Origin of the sequence: Phenylobacterium sp. (assembly GCF_036502675.1) — a bacterium.
In the GTDB taxonomy this organism is placed as follows: domain Bacteria; phylum Pseudomonadota; class Alphaproteobacteria; order Caulobacterales; family Caulobacteraceae; genus Phenylobacterium.
The window spans coordinates 1-16931 of sequence record NZ_DASXYF010000106.1; the positions used below are offsets into that span (position 1 = coordinate 1).

Below are 16931 nucleotides of genomic sequence, written 5' to 3' on the forward strand. Positions count from 1 at the left end.
CGGCGCCCCGCCTTCGGTGAGCAGCAGGGCCGCCTCGCCGCGCGGGTCGATCTGCACCTTGGCCGCCACCCCGCGGCCCTCGCCCACCACGATGGCGGCGGTCTTGCAGCCGTCGACCACGTGGCGCGCAGTCACCCAGACCCCATCGTCGTTCACGGAAAAGGCGGTGCCGGCCCCCGGCCGGGCCTGGCCCGGCACGTCGACGACCACGGACGGGTCGAACGGCGAGGCGGGCCCGAGCGGCGTCCCCTCGCCGGCGTCCGGCGGCGCCGGCGGGGCGTCGGCCCGCTCCTGCCGGCCGATGGCGGCGGCCAAGAGGCCCGCCACCACCGCCGAATAGAGCAGCCAGTCCGGCAGCCGGGGAAAATGCACTTGAGGCGCGCCTCAGCCCGCCACGGCCGCGGCGAGGATGATGGCTGTGGCGAGCTTGGCGCCGACCAGCAGGGCTGCAGCCGCCGTCTCGCCCTCCTGGATCCGCTGCGGCAGGCCGCGCAGCAAGAGGTCGACCACCCGGAACACCAGCAGCTGCACCACGACGGTGGAGGCGCCCCAGACGCCGATCTCGATCATCGAGGTCGAGGCGTTGAGCGACACCGCCAGGGGAATGGACAGGCCCACCAGCACGCCCGCCAGCGACACCGCCGCGGCGGCGTTGCCCTCGCGGATCAGGGTGATCTCCCGGTGCGGGGTCAGCATCACATAGGCCAGCGCGCCCAGGACCAGGATCAGCGTCGTGACGCCGGCGTGCAGCAGGGTGAGCGGGAAGCCCGTGGCGAAGGCCTGGATCTCGGGCGACTGGAGCTGGGTCGGCATCAGGCTCTCAGGTGTGGCGGCTGGGCTTGCGGGGTTAGCACGGCGCCGGGCGCCGCGGCCAACCCCTTCAGGCGTCGGGCGGAAGCGCCGTGCTCCGCCGGGCGCTGGCGCGCAGCTTCTCGCTCTCGGATTTCAGCTGGCCGCAGGCGGCCAGGATGTCGCGTCCGCGGGGCGTGCGGATCGGCGAGGCGAAGCCCGCGCGGTTCAGGATGGCGGCGAAGGCCTCGATCGTTCCCCAGTCGGAGCACTGGTAGTCCGTCCCCGGCCAGGGATTGAACGGGATCAGGTTGATCTTGGCCGGGATCGCCTTGAGCAGCTGCACCAGGGCGCGGGCCTCGGCGGGGCTGTCGTTGACGCCCTTGAGCATCACATATTCGAAGGTCGCCCGCCGGGCGTTGGACAGGCCCGGAAAGGCGCGCACCGCCGCCATCAGCTCGGCGATGGGATACTTGCGGTTCAGCGGCACCAGCACGTCGCGCAAGGCGTCGTTGGTGGCGTGCAGCGAGATGGCCAGCATCGCCTGGGTGCGCTGGCCCAGCGCCTGGAACTCCGGGATCACCCCGGAGGTCGAGACGGTGATCCGCCGCCGGGAGATGGCGATCCCCTCGTTGTCGGCGATGATGTCGATGGCGTCGGCCACCGCATCGAGATTGTACAGCGGCTCGCCCATGCCCATGAAGACGATATTGGACAGCCGGCGGTCCTCCTTCGGCGAGGGCCATTCCTCCAGGTCGTCGCGGGCGACCTGCACCTGGGCCACGATCTCGGCGGCGGTGAGGTTGCGCACCAGCGCCTGGGTGCCGGTGTGGCAGAAGGTGCAGTTCAGGGTGCAGCCGACCTGGCTGGAGATGCAGAGCGCGCCGGCCCGGCCCACGTCGGGGATGTAGACGGTCTCCACCTCCACCCCCGGCGCCATGCGGATCAGCCACTTGCGCGTGCCGTCGCGGCTCACCTGCCGCTCCACCACCTCGGGACGGTCGAGCCTGAAATGCTCGGCGAGCGCCGCGCGGGTCTCCTTGGCGATGTCGGTCATCCGGCCGAAGTCGGTGACGCCGTAGTGGTGGATCCAGCGCCAGGCCTGGACGGCGCGCATCCGCGCCTTCTCCGGCGACGCCACGCCCGCGTCGACCAGCGCCGCGGCCAGGGCCGGCCGGGTCAGGCCCGAGAGGTTGGGCCGCACCGGCGTCACGGCGCCCGCGCGCGAAAGGTCGAGTGTGACGCCCAAGGGAAATCCGCCGGTTCAGAAGGGGCCGCGAATATAGGCGCGCCGGCCCGGCCCGCCAAATCGATATATTACCCGGACGATATTGACGACCGCATATCACCCGGGTAATATCCTCCGCCGCACAGGAGTCCAAGCCATGCAGCCTCCCGGCGACGACGACGCCTGCACCGTCTTCGACGGCCCCCGCCGGATCGCCGCCGGGCCGCTGGAGCGCGCGTCCGTCGCGGCGCGCGCGGCCCTGGCGCGGGGCGGCCAGGTGCTGATCTTCGACGACGCCACCGGCGGGGTGATCGACCTGGACCTGCGGGCTGCAGCGCCGCCGGCGCGGCGGCCGGGCCGCCCGAAACTGGGCGTCGAATCGCGGGAGGTGACGCTGCTGCCCCGCCACTGGGCGTGGCTGAACGGCCAGCCCGGCGGGGCCTCGGCCGCCCTGCGCCGGCTGGTGGAGGCCGCCCGGCGCGAAAGCGCAGGGCCGGACGCGGCGCGGCGGGCGCAGGAGGCGGCCTACCGGTTCGTCACCACGATGGCCGGCGACGCGCCGGGCTATGAGGAGGCGACGCGGGCCCTCTTCGCCAAGGACCGCCGGCGCTTCTCGGAGATGTCGGAGGCCTGGGCGCCGGACGTGCGCGACCATGCGCGGGCGCTGGCCGGCCGGACGTTCGACGCCTTCGAGGCGGTTGGGTCCTAGCCCGCCTTCGCCGCCGCCGCTTGTGAATGGCAGCCGGCTTGTCGATGGGGAAAGTCACGATGGCGAAGGCCGGCGTCCTGCACTAGGTCGGTGACCGCGCCACCCGAGGGAGACTGCGATGACCCTGCAACTGTTCGCCCACCCGTTCTCGTCCTACTGCCAGAAGGCGCTGATCGCGTTTTACGAGAACGACATTCCGTTCACCTTCCGCATGCTGGCGCCTGAAGAGCCGGCCACGGACGAGGAATTTGCGGCGCTTTGGCCCATCAAGCGCTTTCCGCTCCTGCGCGACGGCGACCGCACGATCCTCGAGGCCAGCCTCATCATCGAGCACCTGCAGATCCACCACCCGGGGCCGGTGCGGCTGATCCCGGAAGATCCGGACACGGCGCTGGAGGTGCGGATGCTGGACCGCATCTTCGACAACTACGTCATGACCCCGCAGGGCAAGTGCGTGTTCGACGCCCTCCGCGCCCCGGAGGCCCGGGACCGCCAGGGGGTCGCAGAGGCGAAGGCGATGCTGGAGACTGCCTACCGCTGGCTGGACGCGCGGATGCAGGGCCGCACGTGGGCGGCGGGGGAAGCCTTCAGCCTGGCCGACTGCGCCGCGGCGCCCTCGCTGTTCTACGCGGACTGGACGCAAGAGATCGCGCCGCAGTTCGCCGACCTCCGCGCCTATCGCGCCCGCCTGCTGGCCCGGCCGTCCTTCGCCCGCGCCGTGGACGAGGCCAGGCCCTACCGCCCGTTCTTCCCGTTGGGCGCGCCGGATCGCGACTGAGTCGCCGGAACCGGCTTCCCCTTCCGGCTATCCGGCTCTAGCGTCCGCGCCGTTCGAGCGCACCCGGGGAGGACGGATATGAAGGCGTTGCTGAGCAAGGTGGCCGGCGGGCCAGAGACCCTGGTGGTGGAGGACATCCCCAGCCCTACGCCCGGGCCCGGCGAGGTGCTGGTGCAAGTGAAGGCCTGCGGCGTCAATTTCCCGGACGTGCTGATCATCGAGGATCGCTACCAGATGAAGCCGCCCCGGCCCTTCAGCCCCGGCGCGGAGATCTCCGGGGTGGTCAAGGCGGTGGGCGAGGGGGTGACGGCCCTGCGCCCCGGCGACCGGGTGCTGGGCAACGCCAGCTGGGGCGGCATGGCGGAGGAGGTGGTCACCGAGCCGCATCGGCTGATCAGGATGCCGGACGCCATGCCCTTCGACGAGGCCGCGGGCTTCATCCTCACCTATGGCACCTCCTACTACGCCCTGAAGTGGCGCGCGCGCATCCGGCCGGGCGATACCCTGCTGGTGCTGGGCGCGGCGGGTGGAGTGGGCCTGGCCGCCGTGGAGCTGGGCAAGGCCCTGGGCGCGCAGGTGGTCGCCGCCTGCTCCAGCCAGGAGAAGCTCGACTTCTGCAAAACCTACGGCGCCGACGAGGGGCTGGTCTATGACCGCGGCCCCCTCGATCACGACGCGCGCAAGGATCTGTCCGAGCGCTTCAAGGCCGCCTGCGGGCCCGGAGGCCCCGAGGTGATCTACGACGCCGTCGGCGGTGACTACGCCGAGCCGGCGCTGCGCAGCATCGCCTGGGGCGGCCGCTACCTGGTGATCGGCTTCGCGGCCGGCGACATCCCACGCATTCCGCTGAACCTGCCGCTGCTAAAGAGCTGCGACATCATGGGGGTGTTCTGGGGCAGCTGGATGGACCGCGACGCCAAGGGCTACGCCCAGCACGTGGACGAGCTCCTGCAGCTCTACGCCGACGGCAGGATCAGGCCGCGAATCTCCGCCCGCTATCCGCTGGACGACGCCGCTGCGGCCATCGCGCACCTGGGCGAACGCCGGGCGCTGGGCAAGGTGGTGGTGACGATGGACTGAGGTTCAGCGGTCTTCCTTCAACCGGTCGAGGAAGGCCTTGGCCTCGGCCTTGTGCCGCGGCTTCAGGTGGCGGCCGACGGTGGCCAGGAGGGCGGCGAACACCGCCGCGTCGTCGGTGAAACCGACGCCGGCCAGGACGTCGGGGATCGCGTCCATGGGCAGGACGAAATAGGCGAGCGCCGCCATCATCAGCGCCTTGGCGGTGCGCGGCGTGTCCGCGTCGCGGGCGCAGTACCAGACCGACAGGGCGTCGGCGGCGAAGGGCGTGCGCGCCGCCACCTTGCGGATCTTGGGCCAGAAGCCGCGGGCCACCCGCTGCTCGTTCAGCTTCACCACGGACGGGACCAGCGCCCGGCTGGGATCGAGCGGCCTGCCGCCGTCGAAGGCCCCGCCGTCGGCGTCGGGTGATGCTTTGGAGTTGGCGCTCATCGTCTAGGACCTTTGGCGGGTTCCCCCGGCAAACAGGACCGGGAGCCGAAGGTTCATGCAACTCAATTCGGTCGCAACAGCCGTCCCCACGGCGAAAGTGCGGCCTGGATCAATAGTTTGCCGACCTTCACCATCGCTGCGCGCTTTACGCGGCCTGCAAACCGGGGTTCGTTGCGCACTCGTCGCGAGCGGGTGGGAAACAGATGATCGGCAGGTGGGCGCAGCGGTTCGCGACGGCGATCGAACGCCCCCTCGTAGCCTACGGCCTGGTTTTCGCCGCCGTCGGGGTCGCCGCCGCCCTGCGGTGGGGCGCGGGCCTGGTCATGCCCGACCCGCCGCCGTTCATGCCGTTCTTTCCCGCGGTGCTGTTCGCCACCCTGGTGGCCGGCGCCCGCGGCGGCGTCGCGGCCATGGCGCTCAGCACCGTGGCGGTGGCGGCGCTGTTCGTGCCGGACGCCGCCGGGCGGGACCTGTGGACGACGCAGCATGCGCAGCTGGCCATGTTCGCCGTCACCGCCATGCTGATGGTGTTCATGGCCAAGGCGCTGCGCCTGGGCATCCTGCACGGCGTGGCGGCCGAGGAGCGGTTCCGCGCCGCCCAGGACGCCGCCCTCGACGCCTTCGTCATCCTCGAGCCGCTCCGGCAGGACGGCCAGGTGACGAACTTCCGCTGGGTCTACGCCAACCCCGCCGCCGACCGCACGAGCCCGGCGGCGATCCACCGCCTCCGCGGCCTGAAGGTCACCGAGGTGTTCCCGCCCGACGGGGCGGCGGACATGATCGGCCGCCTGAAGGAGGTGCTGGAGCACGGTGGGCCCGACGACATGGTGGTCCGCCGGACGATCGACGGCCAGGAGCGCTGGATGCGCTCCTCCGGCGTGCGCCTGCGCGGCGGGGTGGCGGTGACCTACCGCGACGTCACCGCCGAACGTGAGTCCGAACAGGCGCTCCGCGACACGGAGGCGCAGCTTCGGGTGCTGATGAACGCCCTGCCCCAGCTCCTGTGGTCCGCCCGCGCGGACGGCTGGTGCGATTATTTCAGCCCCCAGTGGACGGCGTTCGCCGGCGGCGAACCCGGCGGGCGCCTCGGGCGGGGCTGGCTTTCCGCGGTGCATCCCGAAGACCGCGACGACGTGGAGCGGGCGTGGGAGCAGGCGGTGGCGGGCCTGCTGCCGTTCGACATCGAGTACCGCCTGCGCCGGCACGACGGCGTCTGGCGCTGGTTCGCCGGCCGCGCCACCTCGGTGCGGGGAGAGAACGGAGCGGTGGGCCGCTGGTACGGGGCGGCCACCGACATCAGCGAGATCATCGAATCCCGCCGCGACCTGGAGGAGCGGGTGGCCGAGCGCACCCGGGAGCTGGAGGCGAGCCTGGAGGAGCGGGCCCGCGCCGAGGCGACGCTGGCCCAGGCCCAGCGGCTGGAGACGGTGGGCCGGCTGACCGGCGGGGTGGCCCACGACTTCAACAACCTCCTGACCGTGGTGATCGGCGGCCTGGACATGATCCTGCGCGCGCCCGACGACCCGGTCCGGGTCAAGCGGCTGGGCGAAGCGGCGCTGGCGGCGGGCCGGCGCGGGGAGCGCCTGACCCGCCAGCTGCTGGCCTTCTCGCGGCGCCAGGAATTGAAGCTGGAGGTGATCGACGTCGCGGGGCTGGTCCTGCAGGCCGAGCCCCTGGTGCGCCGGGCGGCGGGCGAGGCGCTGGACCTGGTCCTGCATTGCGCCCCGGGCCTGGCGGCCAGCCGGGTCGACGCGGCGCAGTTCGAATCCGCCTTGCTGAACCTGGTGGTCAATGCGTCGGACGCGACCCCGGCGGGCGGCTGGATCCGCATCGAGGCCTCCCCCGTCCGGCTGGCCGAGGGCGAGGTCGCCGGCGCGGCGGCGGGCGACTACGTGCGGGTGAGCGTGGCGGACAACGGCGCGGGCATGGCGCCGGAGGTGCTGGGGCGGGTGTTCGAGCCGTTCTTCACCACCAAGGAGGTCGGCAAGGGCACCGGGCTCGGCCTGGCGCAGGTCTATGGCTTCGTCAGCCAGAGCGACGGGGCGGTGGCGATCGACAGCGCGGTCGGGCGCGGCACGACCATCTCCCTCTACCTGCCCGCCGTAACCGAGACCCCGGCCCAGCCGCAGGCGGCGGCGCCCGCGCCCGAGGACGACTGGAGGCGCGGCGCCCGGGTGCTGCTGGTGGAGGACGACGCCGCCGTGCGCGCCGTCACCGAGTGCCTGCTCGAGGAACTGGACTGCCAGGTGGCCTGCGAGCCGGACGGCGTCTCGGCGCTGCGCCGGCTGGAGCGCGACGAGGCCTTCGACCTGGTGATCTCCGACGTGGTGATGCCGGGCGGCATGACCGGAATCGACCTGGCCCGCGCCGCGGCCGCCGTCCGCCCCGGCCTGCCGTTCGTGCTCACCACCGGCTACGCCGGCGGCCAGGCCGGCGAACTCGACTGGCCGGTGCTGCGCAAGCCCTTCCGCGCCGAACAGCTCGCCGCCGTGCTGCGCCAGACCCTGGGACGGACCCCGGAGCGGGCGGACTGAGCCGGCGCTATCGCCGCCGCAGGCTGCCCAGCACGCCGCGGATGATCTCGCGGCCCACCTGGCTGCCGATGGTGCGCAGGAGGGACTTGGCGAAGGCCTCGCCCATGCCCTGGCGGTTGGAGGGCCGCGGCGCGGCGCGGGGCGCAGGCTGGGCTTTCTGCGCCCTGGCCGCCTCGGCCGCCTCCTGTGCCGCGGCGGCGTCGGCCGTCGTCTTACCCGCCCGGGACCTGAGCATCTCGAAGGCGGATCGCGGTCCTTGGCCTGGTCGTAGAGCCCGCGCACCGGGCTCTGGGCGGTGACCGCCGCCCGCTCGGCCGGGGTGATGGGCCCCAGCCGGGAATCCGGCGGCCGGATCAGGGTCTTCTGCACCACCGTCGGCGCGCCCTTTTCGTCCAGCACCGAGACCAGGGCCTCGCCGACGCCCAGGCCCTGGATCGCCTCGGCCGTGTCGAAGGCCGGGTTGGGCCGGAAGGATTCCGACGCCGCCTTCAGGCCCCGCTGCTCGGCGGGGGTGTAGGCCCGCAGCGCGTGCTGCACCCGGTTGCCGAGCTGGCCCAGCACCGTATCGGGGATGTCGGCGGGGTTCTGGGTGACGAAGTAGACGCCGACGCCCTTGGAGCGAATCAGGCGGACCACCTGCTCCACCTTCTGCAAGAGGCCGCTGGGGGCGTCGCGGAACAGCAGGTGCGCCTCATCGAAGAAGAACACCAGCTTGGGCTTCTCCGGGTCGCCCACCTCGGGCAGCTCCTCGAACAGCTCGGAGAGCAGCCAGAGCAGGAAGGTGGCGTAGAGCTGCGGCGAGTTGATCAGCCGGTCGGCGGCCAGCACATTGACGTAGCCCTTGCCGCCGGGATCGGTGCGCATGAGATCGGAAAGCGACAGCGCCGGCTCGCCGAACAGGCTCTCGCCGCCCTGGTTCTCCAGCACCAGCAGCTTGCGCTGGATGGTGGCCACCGTCGCCGGCGCCACCGCCCCGTAACGGGCGCCCAGGTCCTGGGAGTTCTGCGAAGCGTAGGTCAGCGCGGCCTGCAGGTCCTTGAGGTCCAGCAGCAGCAGGCCCTCGGCGTCGGCGGCCTTGAAGACCACGTTCAGCGCGCCCTCCTGCACGTCGTTCAGCTCCAGCATCCGCGAGAGCAGCACCGGCCCCATCTCCGAGATGGTGGCGCGGATCGGGTGGCCCTTCTCCCCGAACAGGTCCCAGAACACCACCGGCGCCGCGGCCGGATGCAGCTCGAGGCCCATGGCCTTGGCCCGGGCCAGCATCTTGTCATTGGGGGCGCCCGGCGCCGCCACGCCGCACAGGTCGCCCTTCACGTCGGCGGCGAACACCGGCACGCCGGCGTCGGACAGGCCCTGGGCGATCACCTGCAGGGTGACGGTCTTGCCGGTGCCGGTGGCGCCGGCCACCAGGCCGTGCCGGTTGGCGCGGTCCAGCCGCAGCAGCTCGAAATGATCGGAGAACCCGATCAGCACGCCGTCTTCCGCCGCCATCCGAAACCTCCGCATCGCCGATCGGACGAAGCTAGCGGGGCCCTCGACGCGCCGCCAGGGGGAGTCCACCATGCGGCCCCCGAAGCGCGCCGTTTCGCGAACAGCCAGCGAGCCCTATGCCCGAAGACCGGTCGTCCGCCATTTCGCGCAATGCGCTGTTGATCCTGGCGGTGATCGCGTCCGGCGCGGCCCTCTACTGGCTGCGGGGCATCCTGACGCCCCTGGCGCTGGCCATGTTCCTGGCCGTGATGATCGACGGCTTCGCCCGGATCCTGCGCGCCAGGACCCGGCGCCTCGTGCCGGATGAGGCGGCCATGCCGGTGGCGATCATCCTGTCCATCGCGCTGTTCGGCGGGGCCGCCTTCGTGGTGGCCGACAACGCCACCGCCTTCGCCGGCCAGCTGGTCAGCTACACGCCCCGGCTCAACGGCCTGATCGCGCGGGTGGCGGGGTTGGCCGGCGTCGACGTGCCGCCCACGATCGACCAGCTCTTCCAGCAGCTCAATCCCACCCGCTACCTGGGCGACGTGGCGAAGATGCTGCAGGACTTCGCCTCGAACGCCGTCTTCATCCTGATATATCTCGGCTTCATCATCGCCTCGCGGCGCGGGTTCGGGCGCAAGGTCGTGGGCCTGTTCCCCCAGCGGGAGGAACGCCAGTACGCGGTCGACGCCTTTCACCGCATCCGCGACGGCGTGGAGCAGTACCTGTGGGTGCAGACGGTCACCGGCCTGATGATCGCCCTGGGCTCCTGGGCCGTCATGGCGGCGGTGGGCCTCGACAACGCGCTCTTCTGGGCGTTCCTGATCTTCATCGCCTCCTACATCCCGGTGGTGGGCGGGCTGGTGGGCATCCTGGCGCCGCCGCTCTTCGCCCTGGTGCAGTTCGACACCTACTGGCAGGCGATCGTGCTGGTGGCGGTGTTGCAGACCCTGCAATTCGTCGTCGGCAACGTGGTGCTGCCGCGGATGCAGGGCCGCAGCCTGAACATCGATCCCGTCGTCGTCCTGCTGTCGCTGGCCTTCTGGGGCGCGATCTGGGGCGTGGCCGGCATGTTCCTGTCGACGCCGCTCACCGTGATGCTGATGGTGATTCTCGCCCAGTTCCCGGGAACGCGATGGGTCGCCGTCCTGTTGTCGGCCGATGGCGAGCCCGATCGCCTGAAGGACAGCCGGCCGGTCGAATCACCCGACCAGCCGATCGAGCCGAAACCGCGGCGCAAGTCCGTTAAAAGAGAGTGACAGAGGGGACTTCACTTTGCGATGGCCGTTCCTATCTAAGTCCTGCTCGGATCCGATTGGATCATTCAGGCGCGCCCGGTCCCCAAGCCCACGGGCGCTGCGAGCAAAGAGTGTTCCGCCGCCCCCCCACGGCGGAGCAACGCGCCGCCGGAATCTCTCCTCCGGCGGCGTTCTCGCATCCAAGGGCCAGCCATGAACCGTCCCTTCCGTCCGGCCAGGACCGCGCTGGCCAAGGAAATCTCCAAGGCGTTCAACGAGGCGCTGGGCGACGACCCCGCGCCCGAGGCCGCCCAGGCCTTCATCGAGCAGGCCGCCGCCGACGCTGCGCCGGACGAGCTTCGCGAGCTGTCGCCGGCGGAGCTGGGCCGGAACCTCGCCGATTTCTGGCGGTTCGGCGCCCGCCGGCCGGCCGGCAAGGCGCTGGTCCGCGTCGCGCCCGCCCTGGGCGAACAGGGCGAGGCCCTCGACCGCGTCGAAGCGGTCCAGGATGACGCGCCGTTCCTGGTGGACAGCCTGATGGCCGAGATCGCCGACCAGGGTCTCTCGGTCCGCGCCATGTTCCACCCGCTGATTCCGATCGCCCGCGACCGCAGGGGCCAGCGCACGGCGGCCAGGCCGGCGCATCCGGAGTCGATGATCCAGGTGATGCTGGACTCCGTCGGCGCCCACCGCGAAGCGGCGCTCCTGGCAGGGATCGCGGAGACCCTGGCCGACGTCCGCGCGGCGGTGGAGGACTTCCAGCCCATGCTGGCGCTGATGGGCGGGGCCATCGCCGAGCTCAAGCAGGGCGCGGGCCCGGCGCGCGACCGCGACGAGCAGGTGGCCTTCCTCGCCTGGCTGCAGCAGAACCACTTCGTGTTCCTGGGCGCGCGAACCTACGAATACCCCAAGCTGAAGAACGGCGAGTACGCGGCGGAGGAGCCGCTCTACCGTCCGAAGGGCGGCCTGGGCGTGCTGCGCGACCCGGCCCGCACGGTGCTGCGCCGGGCGAACGAGCCGGCGGTGCTGGCCGCCCAGGTGAAGGACCGCGTCCTCAACGACCCGCCGGTGACGGTGGCCAAGTCCAACGTCCGCTCGCGGGTGCATCGCCGCGTGTACATGGATTACGTCGGGATCAAACGCTACGACGCCGACGGCCTGCCCTGCGGCGAGATCCGCTTCGTGGGCCTGTTCACGTCGGAGGCCTATGACGAGCCGGCCAGCGCCGTGCCGCTGATCCGCGCCAAGCTGGCCCACGTGTTCGAGCGCGCGGCCGTGGCGCCCGGCAGCCACAACGAGAAGCGGCTGCGCAACATCCTGGAGAACCACCCCCGCGACGAGCTGTTCCAGACCAGCGAGGCGGAGCTGCTGCAGCTGGCGCTGGGCATCCTGCACCTCTACGACCGCCCGCGCGTGCGGCTGTTCGTGCGGCGCGATCCCTTCGACCGCTTCGCCTCGGTCCTGCTCTACGTGCCGCGGGAGCGCTACGACTCCGACCTTCAGGACCGTGCGGGCGACATCCTGGCGCGGGCCTACGGCGGGCGGCTGTCGGCGGCCTATCCAAGCTTTTCCGACACCCCGCTCGCCCGTGTCCACTACATCATCGGCTTCACCCCGCACGAGCACCTGCAGCCGGACCTGCCCAAGCTGGAGGCGGAGATCGCCGAGGCCGCCCGCACCTGGGCCGACCGCTTCGAATCCGCGGTGCGCGCCGCCGGCGGGACGGCGGAGGCGGTAGCCGGCGCGCTCGCCCGCTACGCCGCCGCCTTCCCGGCCGGCTACCGCGACGCCTACGGCGCGCCCGAGGCCCTGGCCGACGCCGCCGAGATCGACGGCTTCGCCGCCGGCGAGACGGTGCGGGTGCGCGCCTATCGCATGGCCGACGACCCGGCCGGACGGTTCCGCTTCAAGCTCTACAGGCCCGGCGGCCCGGCGCCGCTGGCCGACATCCTGCCGATCCTCGACAACATGGGCCTGAAGGCGATGGCCGAGCAGGGCTTCCCCGTCCGCCGCGCCGGCGGCGAGCCGGTGTGGGTCCACGAGTTCGAGATCGAGGACGTGCGCGGCGAGCACCTGGCCTTCGCCGAGGTGAAGCACGCCTTCGAGGCCGCCTTCGTGGCGGTGTGGAACAGCCAGGCCGAAAACGACGGCTTCAACCGCCTGGTGCTGGAGCTGTCGATCCCCTGGCGCGAGGCGGCGCTGATCCGTGCGCTCGCCCGTCACCGGCAGCAGGCCGGCCTCGACCCCAGCCAGCGGGTGCAGGAAGAGGCGCTGTCCGCCCATCCGGGGATCGCCCGGCTGATCCTCGACATGTTCCGCACCAAGTTCGATCCGGCGATCGCCGCGGACCTGGCCACGCGGCGGACCCAGGCCCGCGCGGTGATGGAGGAGATCCTCGCCGCCCTGCAGCACGTGGACAGCCTGGACGAGGACCGGGTGCTGCGCCGCATCGCCCTGCTGGTGGACGCCGCCAAGCGGACCAACTTCTACCAGACCGGCGCCGACGGAGCGCCGAAGCCGTACATCAGCTTCAAGGTGGCCTCCAGCGAGGTGACCGACCTGCCGGTGCCCAGGCCGTACCGCGAGATCTTCGTCTCCGCCGTGGGAGTGGAGGGTGTGCACCTGCGCTTCGGCCCCGTGGCCCGCGGCGGCCTGCGCTGGTCCGACCGCCGGGACGACTTCCGCACCGAGGTGCTGGGCCTGGCCAAGGCGCAGCAGGTGAAGAACGCGGTGATCGTGCCGGTGGGCTCCAAGGGCGGCTTCTACCCGAAGCAGCTGCCCAAGACCGGCGCCGACGCCATCCGCGCCGAGGGCGTCAGGGCCTACACCACCTTCCTGCAGGGCCTGCTCGACCTCACCGACAACCTGACGCCGGAGGGCGCGGTGGTGCGGCCGGACGCGGTGATCGCCCACGACGAGGACGATCCCTACCTGGTGGTCGCCGCCGACAAGGGCACGGCCACCTTCTCCGACATCGCCAACGGGGTGGCGCAGTCCTACGGCTTCTGGCTGGACGACGCCTTCGCCTCGGGCGGGTCGGCCGGCTACGACCACAAGGTCATGGGCATCACCGCACGCGGCGCCTGGGAGGCGGTCAAGCGCCACTTCCGCGAGATCGGCAAGGACATCCAGTCCGAGCCCTTCACGGTGATCGGCGTGGGCGACATGTCGGGCGACGTGTTCGGCAACGGCATGCTGCTGTCGAAGGAGATCCGGCTGCTGGCCGCCTTCGACCATCGCCACGTCTTCCTGGATCCCGTCCCGGACCCGGCCGCCTCCTGGACGGAGCGGGAGCGGATGTTCGCCCTGCCCCGCTCCTCCTGGGACGACTACGACAGGAACCTGATCTCCACGGGCGGCGGGGTGTTCGCCCGGACGCTGAAATCGATCCCCCTCAGTCCCGAGGTGCGGGCGATGCTTGGGGTGGAGGCCGAGGAGCTCCCGCCAACCGACCTGATCAAGGCGATCCTGAAGACCAAGGCCGACCTGCTCTACCTGGGCGGCATCGGCACCTACATGAAGGCCCGCATCGAGAGCCACGCCGACGTGGGCGACAAGGCCAACGACCCGGTCCGCATCAACGGCTCGGAGCTCCGCGTGCAGGTGGTGGGCGAGGGCGCCAACCTGGGCCTCACCCAGCGCGGCCGCATCGAGTTCGCCACCGGCGGCGGGCGGATCGACACCGACGCCATCGACAATTCCGCCGGGGTCGACACCTCCGACCACGAGGTGAACATCAAGATCGTCACCGGCATGCTGGAGCGCGGCGGCCAGCTCACCCGGCGCCGGCGGGACACGCTCCTCAAGGAGATGACCGACGAGGTGGCCGCCCACGTGCTGGCCCACAACTACGGCCAGACCCTGGCGCTGTCGCTGATGGAGATGGATTCGGTGGGCGAGCTGGAGCCGCACGCCCGGTTCATGAGCCAACTCGAGGCGCTGGGCCGGCTCGACCGCACGGTGGAGGCCCTGCCGGACGCCGCCGAGATCGCCGAGCGGGCGGCGGCGGGCCGCGGCCTGACCCGGCCGGAGCTGGCGGTGCTGCTGGCCTACGGCAAGCTGGAGCTGTCGCACCAGATCGTCGCCTCCGCCGCGCCCGACGACGACTTCTTCGAGCGCGTGCTGGAGGACTATTTCCCCAAGCCGCTCCGCAAGCGGCGCGAAGCCATCGCCCGCCACCGCCTGCGCCGGGAGATCATCGCCACGGTGACGGCCAACGACCTGGTCAACCGTTGCGGCCCGAGCTTCCCGTCGCGCCTGATGGCCGCGGCGGACTGCGACGCCGGCGCCCTGGTCATCGGCTACGAGGCGGCCAAGGCGGTGCTGGACCTGGACCGCATCTGGGCGGCGGCCGAGGCGCTGGACGGCAAGGTCCCCGCCAGCGCCCAGATGGCGCTGTTCCGCCGACTGGCCAGCGTCCTGCGGGGCGCCACCTTCTGGCTCGCCCGGCGCGCGGCCCGCGAAGGCCTGACCGTGGGCGCGCTCACCGCCCGCTACGGCCCGGGCCTGAAGACCCTGCGCGCCCTGGCGCCCGGAGTGTTTTCCAGCGTGGAACGCGCCGGCGTGGAGGCGCGCGCGGCGGAACTTCTGGACGCCGGCGCGCCCCAGGACCTGGCCCGGGAGGCGGCGGTGCTGCTGTCGCTGACCACCGCCGGCGACCTGGTGGACCTGGCCGAGGCCTCGAGCTGGCCGCTGCCCAACGTGGCCCGGCTCTACCACCGGACGGGCGAGGCCTTCGGCTTCGACCGGCTGCGCGCGGCGGTGGGCCGCTACACCGCCGGCGACCACTTCGAGCGCACCGCCGTGCGGCGGCTGGTGGAAGACCTGCTGGCCGAGCAGACCGAGCTCACCCGCGCCCTGATGGCCTTCGCCGCCAGCCCGCAGGCCGGCGACAGCGTCGAGGCCGCCGAGGCCGCGGTGGCGTCCTGGTCCTCCATGCGCCGCGAACAGGTCGGCGTCGCCCGCCGGACCCTCGAGGAGATCGAGGCCTCCCCGGGCCCCTGGACCTTCGCCAAGCTCACCATCGCCAACGCCGCCCTGCGCGAGCTGGCGAGCGCCGGCGCGGCGCGCGCGAAGCGGCGGAAGTAACCCCCCCCGATTCGGGGGGAGAGGAATCCGGGCCCTCAGTGGCGGAACACCCGCACGCCGGTGAACACCATAGCCACGCCGCGTTCGTCGGCGGCGTCGATGACTGCCTGGTCGCCGATGGAGCCGCCGGGCTGGATCACCGCGGTGCAACCCGCGTCCGCCGCCTGCAGCAGGCCGTCGGGGAAAGGGAAGAAGGCTTCCGACGCGCAGGCCGATCCTTTCAGGTCGAGGCCGAAGTCGGCGGCGCGCAGGGCGGCGATGCGGGCGGAGTCCTTGCGGTTCATCTGGCCGGCGCCGACGCCCAGGGTCTGGCCGGCGCGGGCGTAGACGATGGCGTTGGACTTCACGTGCTTGGCGACGGTGAAGGCGAACAGCATGTCGCGCACCTCCGCGTCGGTCGGCGCGCGCCTGGTGACCACCTTGAGGTCGGCGGGCGTCAGCCGCGCGTCGTCGCGGCCCTGCACCAGGAAGCCGCCGGCCACCGACTTGAAGGTCATGCCCGCGGCCAGCGGGTCCGGCAGGCCGCCGGTGGTCAGAAGGCGCACGTTCTTCTTTTTCTTGAACAGGGCGACGGCGTCGGCGTCCACCTCGGGGGCGATCACCACCTCGGTGAGCAACTTGAGGATCTCGGTCGCGGTGGCCGCATCCAGGCGGCTGTTCAGAGCGATGATGCCGCCGAAAGCGCTGACCGGATCGCAGGCCAGCGCGCGGTCATAGGCCTGCTTGACGGTCGCGCCACGGGCCAGTCCGCAGGGGTTGGCGTGCTTGATGATCGCGCAGGCCGGGCCGTCCTTCGGATCGAACTCGGCGATCAGCTCGAAGGCGGCGTCGGTGTCGTTGATGTTGTTGTAGCTGAGCTCCTTGCCCTGCAGCTGCGCAGCCGTGGCGACGCCGACGCGGGGCTGCTCGAAGCGGTAGAAAGCCGCCTTCTGGTGCGGGTTCTCCCCATAGCGCATGGTCTGGACAAGGGACCCGGCGATGGCCTTGCGCGGGGGAAAGTCCTCGCCCAGCCGGGCGGCGAACCAGTTGGAGATGGCCGCGTCATAGGCGGCGGTGCGGGCGTAGGCGCGGGCGGCCAGGCGGCGGCGCAGCCCGAAGCCGGTGGTCCCGGCGCCGGTCAGCTCCGCCAGCACCGCGTCGAGGTCGGCCGGCTCGGTGCAGACCGCCACATAGCCGTGGTTCTTGGCCGCCGAGCGGATCATCGCCGGGCCGCCGATGTCGATGTTCTCCACCGCGGTGGCGTAGTCGGCGCCCGAGGCCACGGTCGATTCGAAGGGGTAGAGGTTCACGTAGACGAGGTCGATGCCGCCGATGCCGTGCTCGGCCATGGCGCGGGCGTGCTCGGGCGCGTCGCGGACGCCGAGCAGTCCGCCGTGCACCGCCGGATGCAGGGTCTTGACCCGGCCAGCCATCATCTCCGGAATACCGGTGAGGCTGGCGACGTCGTCTACCTTGAGGCCGGCATCTTTCAGCGCCTTGGCGGTGCCGCCGGTGGAGACCAGTTCGATGCCAAACTCGGTCAGCGATTGCGCGAAACCGATAAGCCCGGATTTATCGGACACCGACAGCAGGGCGCGGGTGATGC

The 16931-nt window shown here is 71.8% G+C and carries 10 protein-coding genes and 2 pseudogenes; 6 read left to right on the forward strand and 6 right to left on the reverse strand.

Translation table 11 applies throughout. The features are described 5' to 3' along the window. The 3 genes and pseudogenes from VGL30_RS13480 to rlmN all read right to left on the reverse strand — a co-directional run. A pseudogene (locus VGL30_RS13480) lies at positions 1–372 on the reverse strand (serine protease); the annotation flags it as partial. 12 nt (positions 373–384) lie between these two features. Further along, complete coding sequence (locus VGL30_RS13485; protein ID WP_331540521.1) at positions 385–813, reverse strand: DUF350 domain-containing protein; 429 nt, start codon at positions 811–813, stop codon at positions 385–387. Positions 814–880: 67 nt separating this feature from the next. Beyond that, positions 881–2038: a 23S rRNA (adenine(2503)-C(2))-methyltransferase RlmN gene (gene rlmN / locus VGL30_RS13490; RefSeq protein ID WP_331540522.1), complete on the reverse strand. Its 1158-nt coding sequence runs from the start codon at positions 2036–2038 to the stop codon at positions 881–883. A 136-nt stretch (positions 2039–2174) separates the two neighbouring features. On the opposite strand from rlmN, the gene VGL30_RS13495 reads away from it, so the two are divergent. The 3 genes from VGL30_RS13495 to VGL30_RS13505 all read left to right on the forward strand — a co-directional run bounded on the left by VGL30_RS13495 (position 2175) and on the right by VGL30_RS13505 (position 4584). After that, entirely contained in the window at positions 2175–2726 is a 552-nt protein-coding gene (locus VGL30_RS13495; RefSeq protein WP_331540523.1) for a DUF2239 family protein, read from the forward strand. Positions 2727–2844: 118 nt separating this feature from the next. After that, positions 2845–3504, forward strand: a complete 660-nt coding sequence (locus VGL30_RS13500) for a glutathione S-transferase family protein (RefSeq protein WP_331540524.1) — start codon at positions 2845–2847, stop codon at positions 3502–3504. Positions 3505–3582: 78 nt separating this feature from the next. Then, entirely contained in the window at positions 3583–4584 is a 1002-nt protein-coding gene (locus tag VGL30_RS13505) for an NADPH:quinone oxidoreductase family protein (protein WP_331540525.1), read from the forward strand. Positions 4585–4587: 3 nt separating this feature from the next. Here VGL30_RS13505 and VGL30_RS13510 read toward each other — a convergent pair whose 3' ends face one another. Then, positions 4588–5013 (reverse strand): YkvA family protein, encoded by a 426-nt coding sequence (locus VGL30_RS13510; RefSeq protein WP_331540526.1) that lies wholly within the window; start codon positions 5011–5013, stop codon positions 4588–4590. A gap of 203 nt (positions 5014–5216) precedes the next feature. Here VGL30_RS13510 and VGL30_RS13515 point away from each other — a divergent pair, with 203 nt between their 5' ends. Next, positions 5217–7547, forward strand: coding sequence for a hybrid sensor histidine kinase/response regulator (locus tag VGL30_RS13515; protein ID WP_331540527.1), 2331 nt, complete (start codon positions 5217–5219; stop codon positions 7545–7547). A gap of 7 nt (positions 7548–7554) precedes the next feature. Here VGL30_RS13515 and VGL30_RS13520 read toward each other — a convergent pair. Further along, a pseudogene (locus tag VGL30_RS13520) lies at positions 7555–9038 on the reverse strand (helicase HerA-like domain-containing protein). Between the two features lie 116 nt (positions 9039–9154). On the opposite strand from VGL30_RS13520, the gene VGL30_RS13525 reads away from it, so the two are divergent. Both VGL30_RS13525 and VGL30_RS13530 read left to right on the forward strand, forming a co-directional pair. Then, positions 9155–10279 (forward strand): AI-2E family transporter, encoded by a 1125-nt coding sequence (locus tag VGL30_RS13525; RefSeq protein WP_331540528.1) that lies wholly within the window; start codon positions 9155–9157, stop codon positions 10277–10279. Between the two features lie 192 nt (positions 10280–10471). Further along, entirely contained in the window at positions 10472–15346 is a 4875-nt protein-coding gene (locus tag VGL30_RS13530; protein WP_331540529.1) for an NAD-glutamate dehydrogenase, read from the forward strand. Between the two features lie 35 nt (positions 15347–15381). Here the strand turns inward: VGL30_RS13530 and purH are convergent, their stop codons facing one another. Next, the gene (gene purH, locus VGL30_RS13535; RefSeq protein ID WP_331540530.1) at positions 15382–16929 is read right to left on the reverse strand and encodes a bifunctional phosphoribosylaminoimidazolecarboxamide formyltransferase/IMP cyclohydrolase; all 1548 of its coding nucleotides are present in this window, start codon (positions 16927–16929) and stop codon (positions 15382–15384) included. Between the last annotated feature and the right edge of the window lie 2 nt (positions 16930–16931).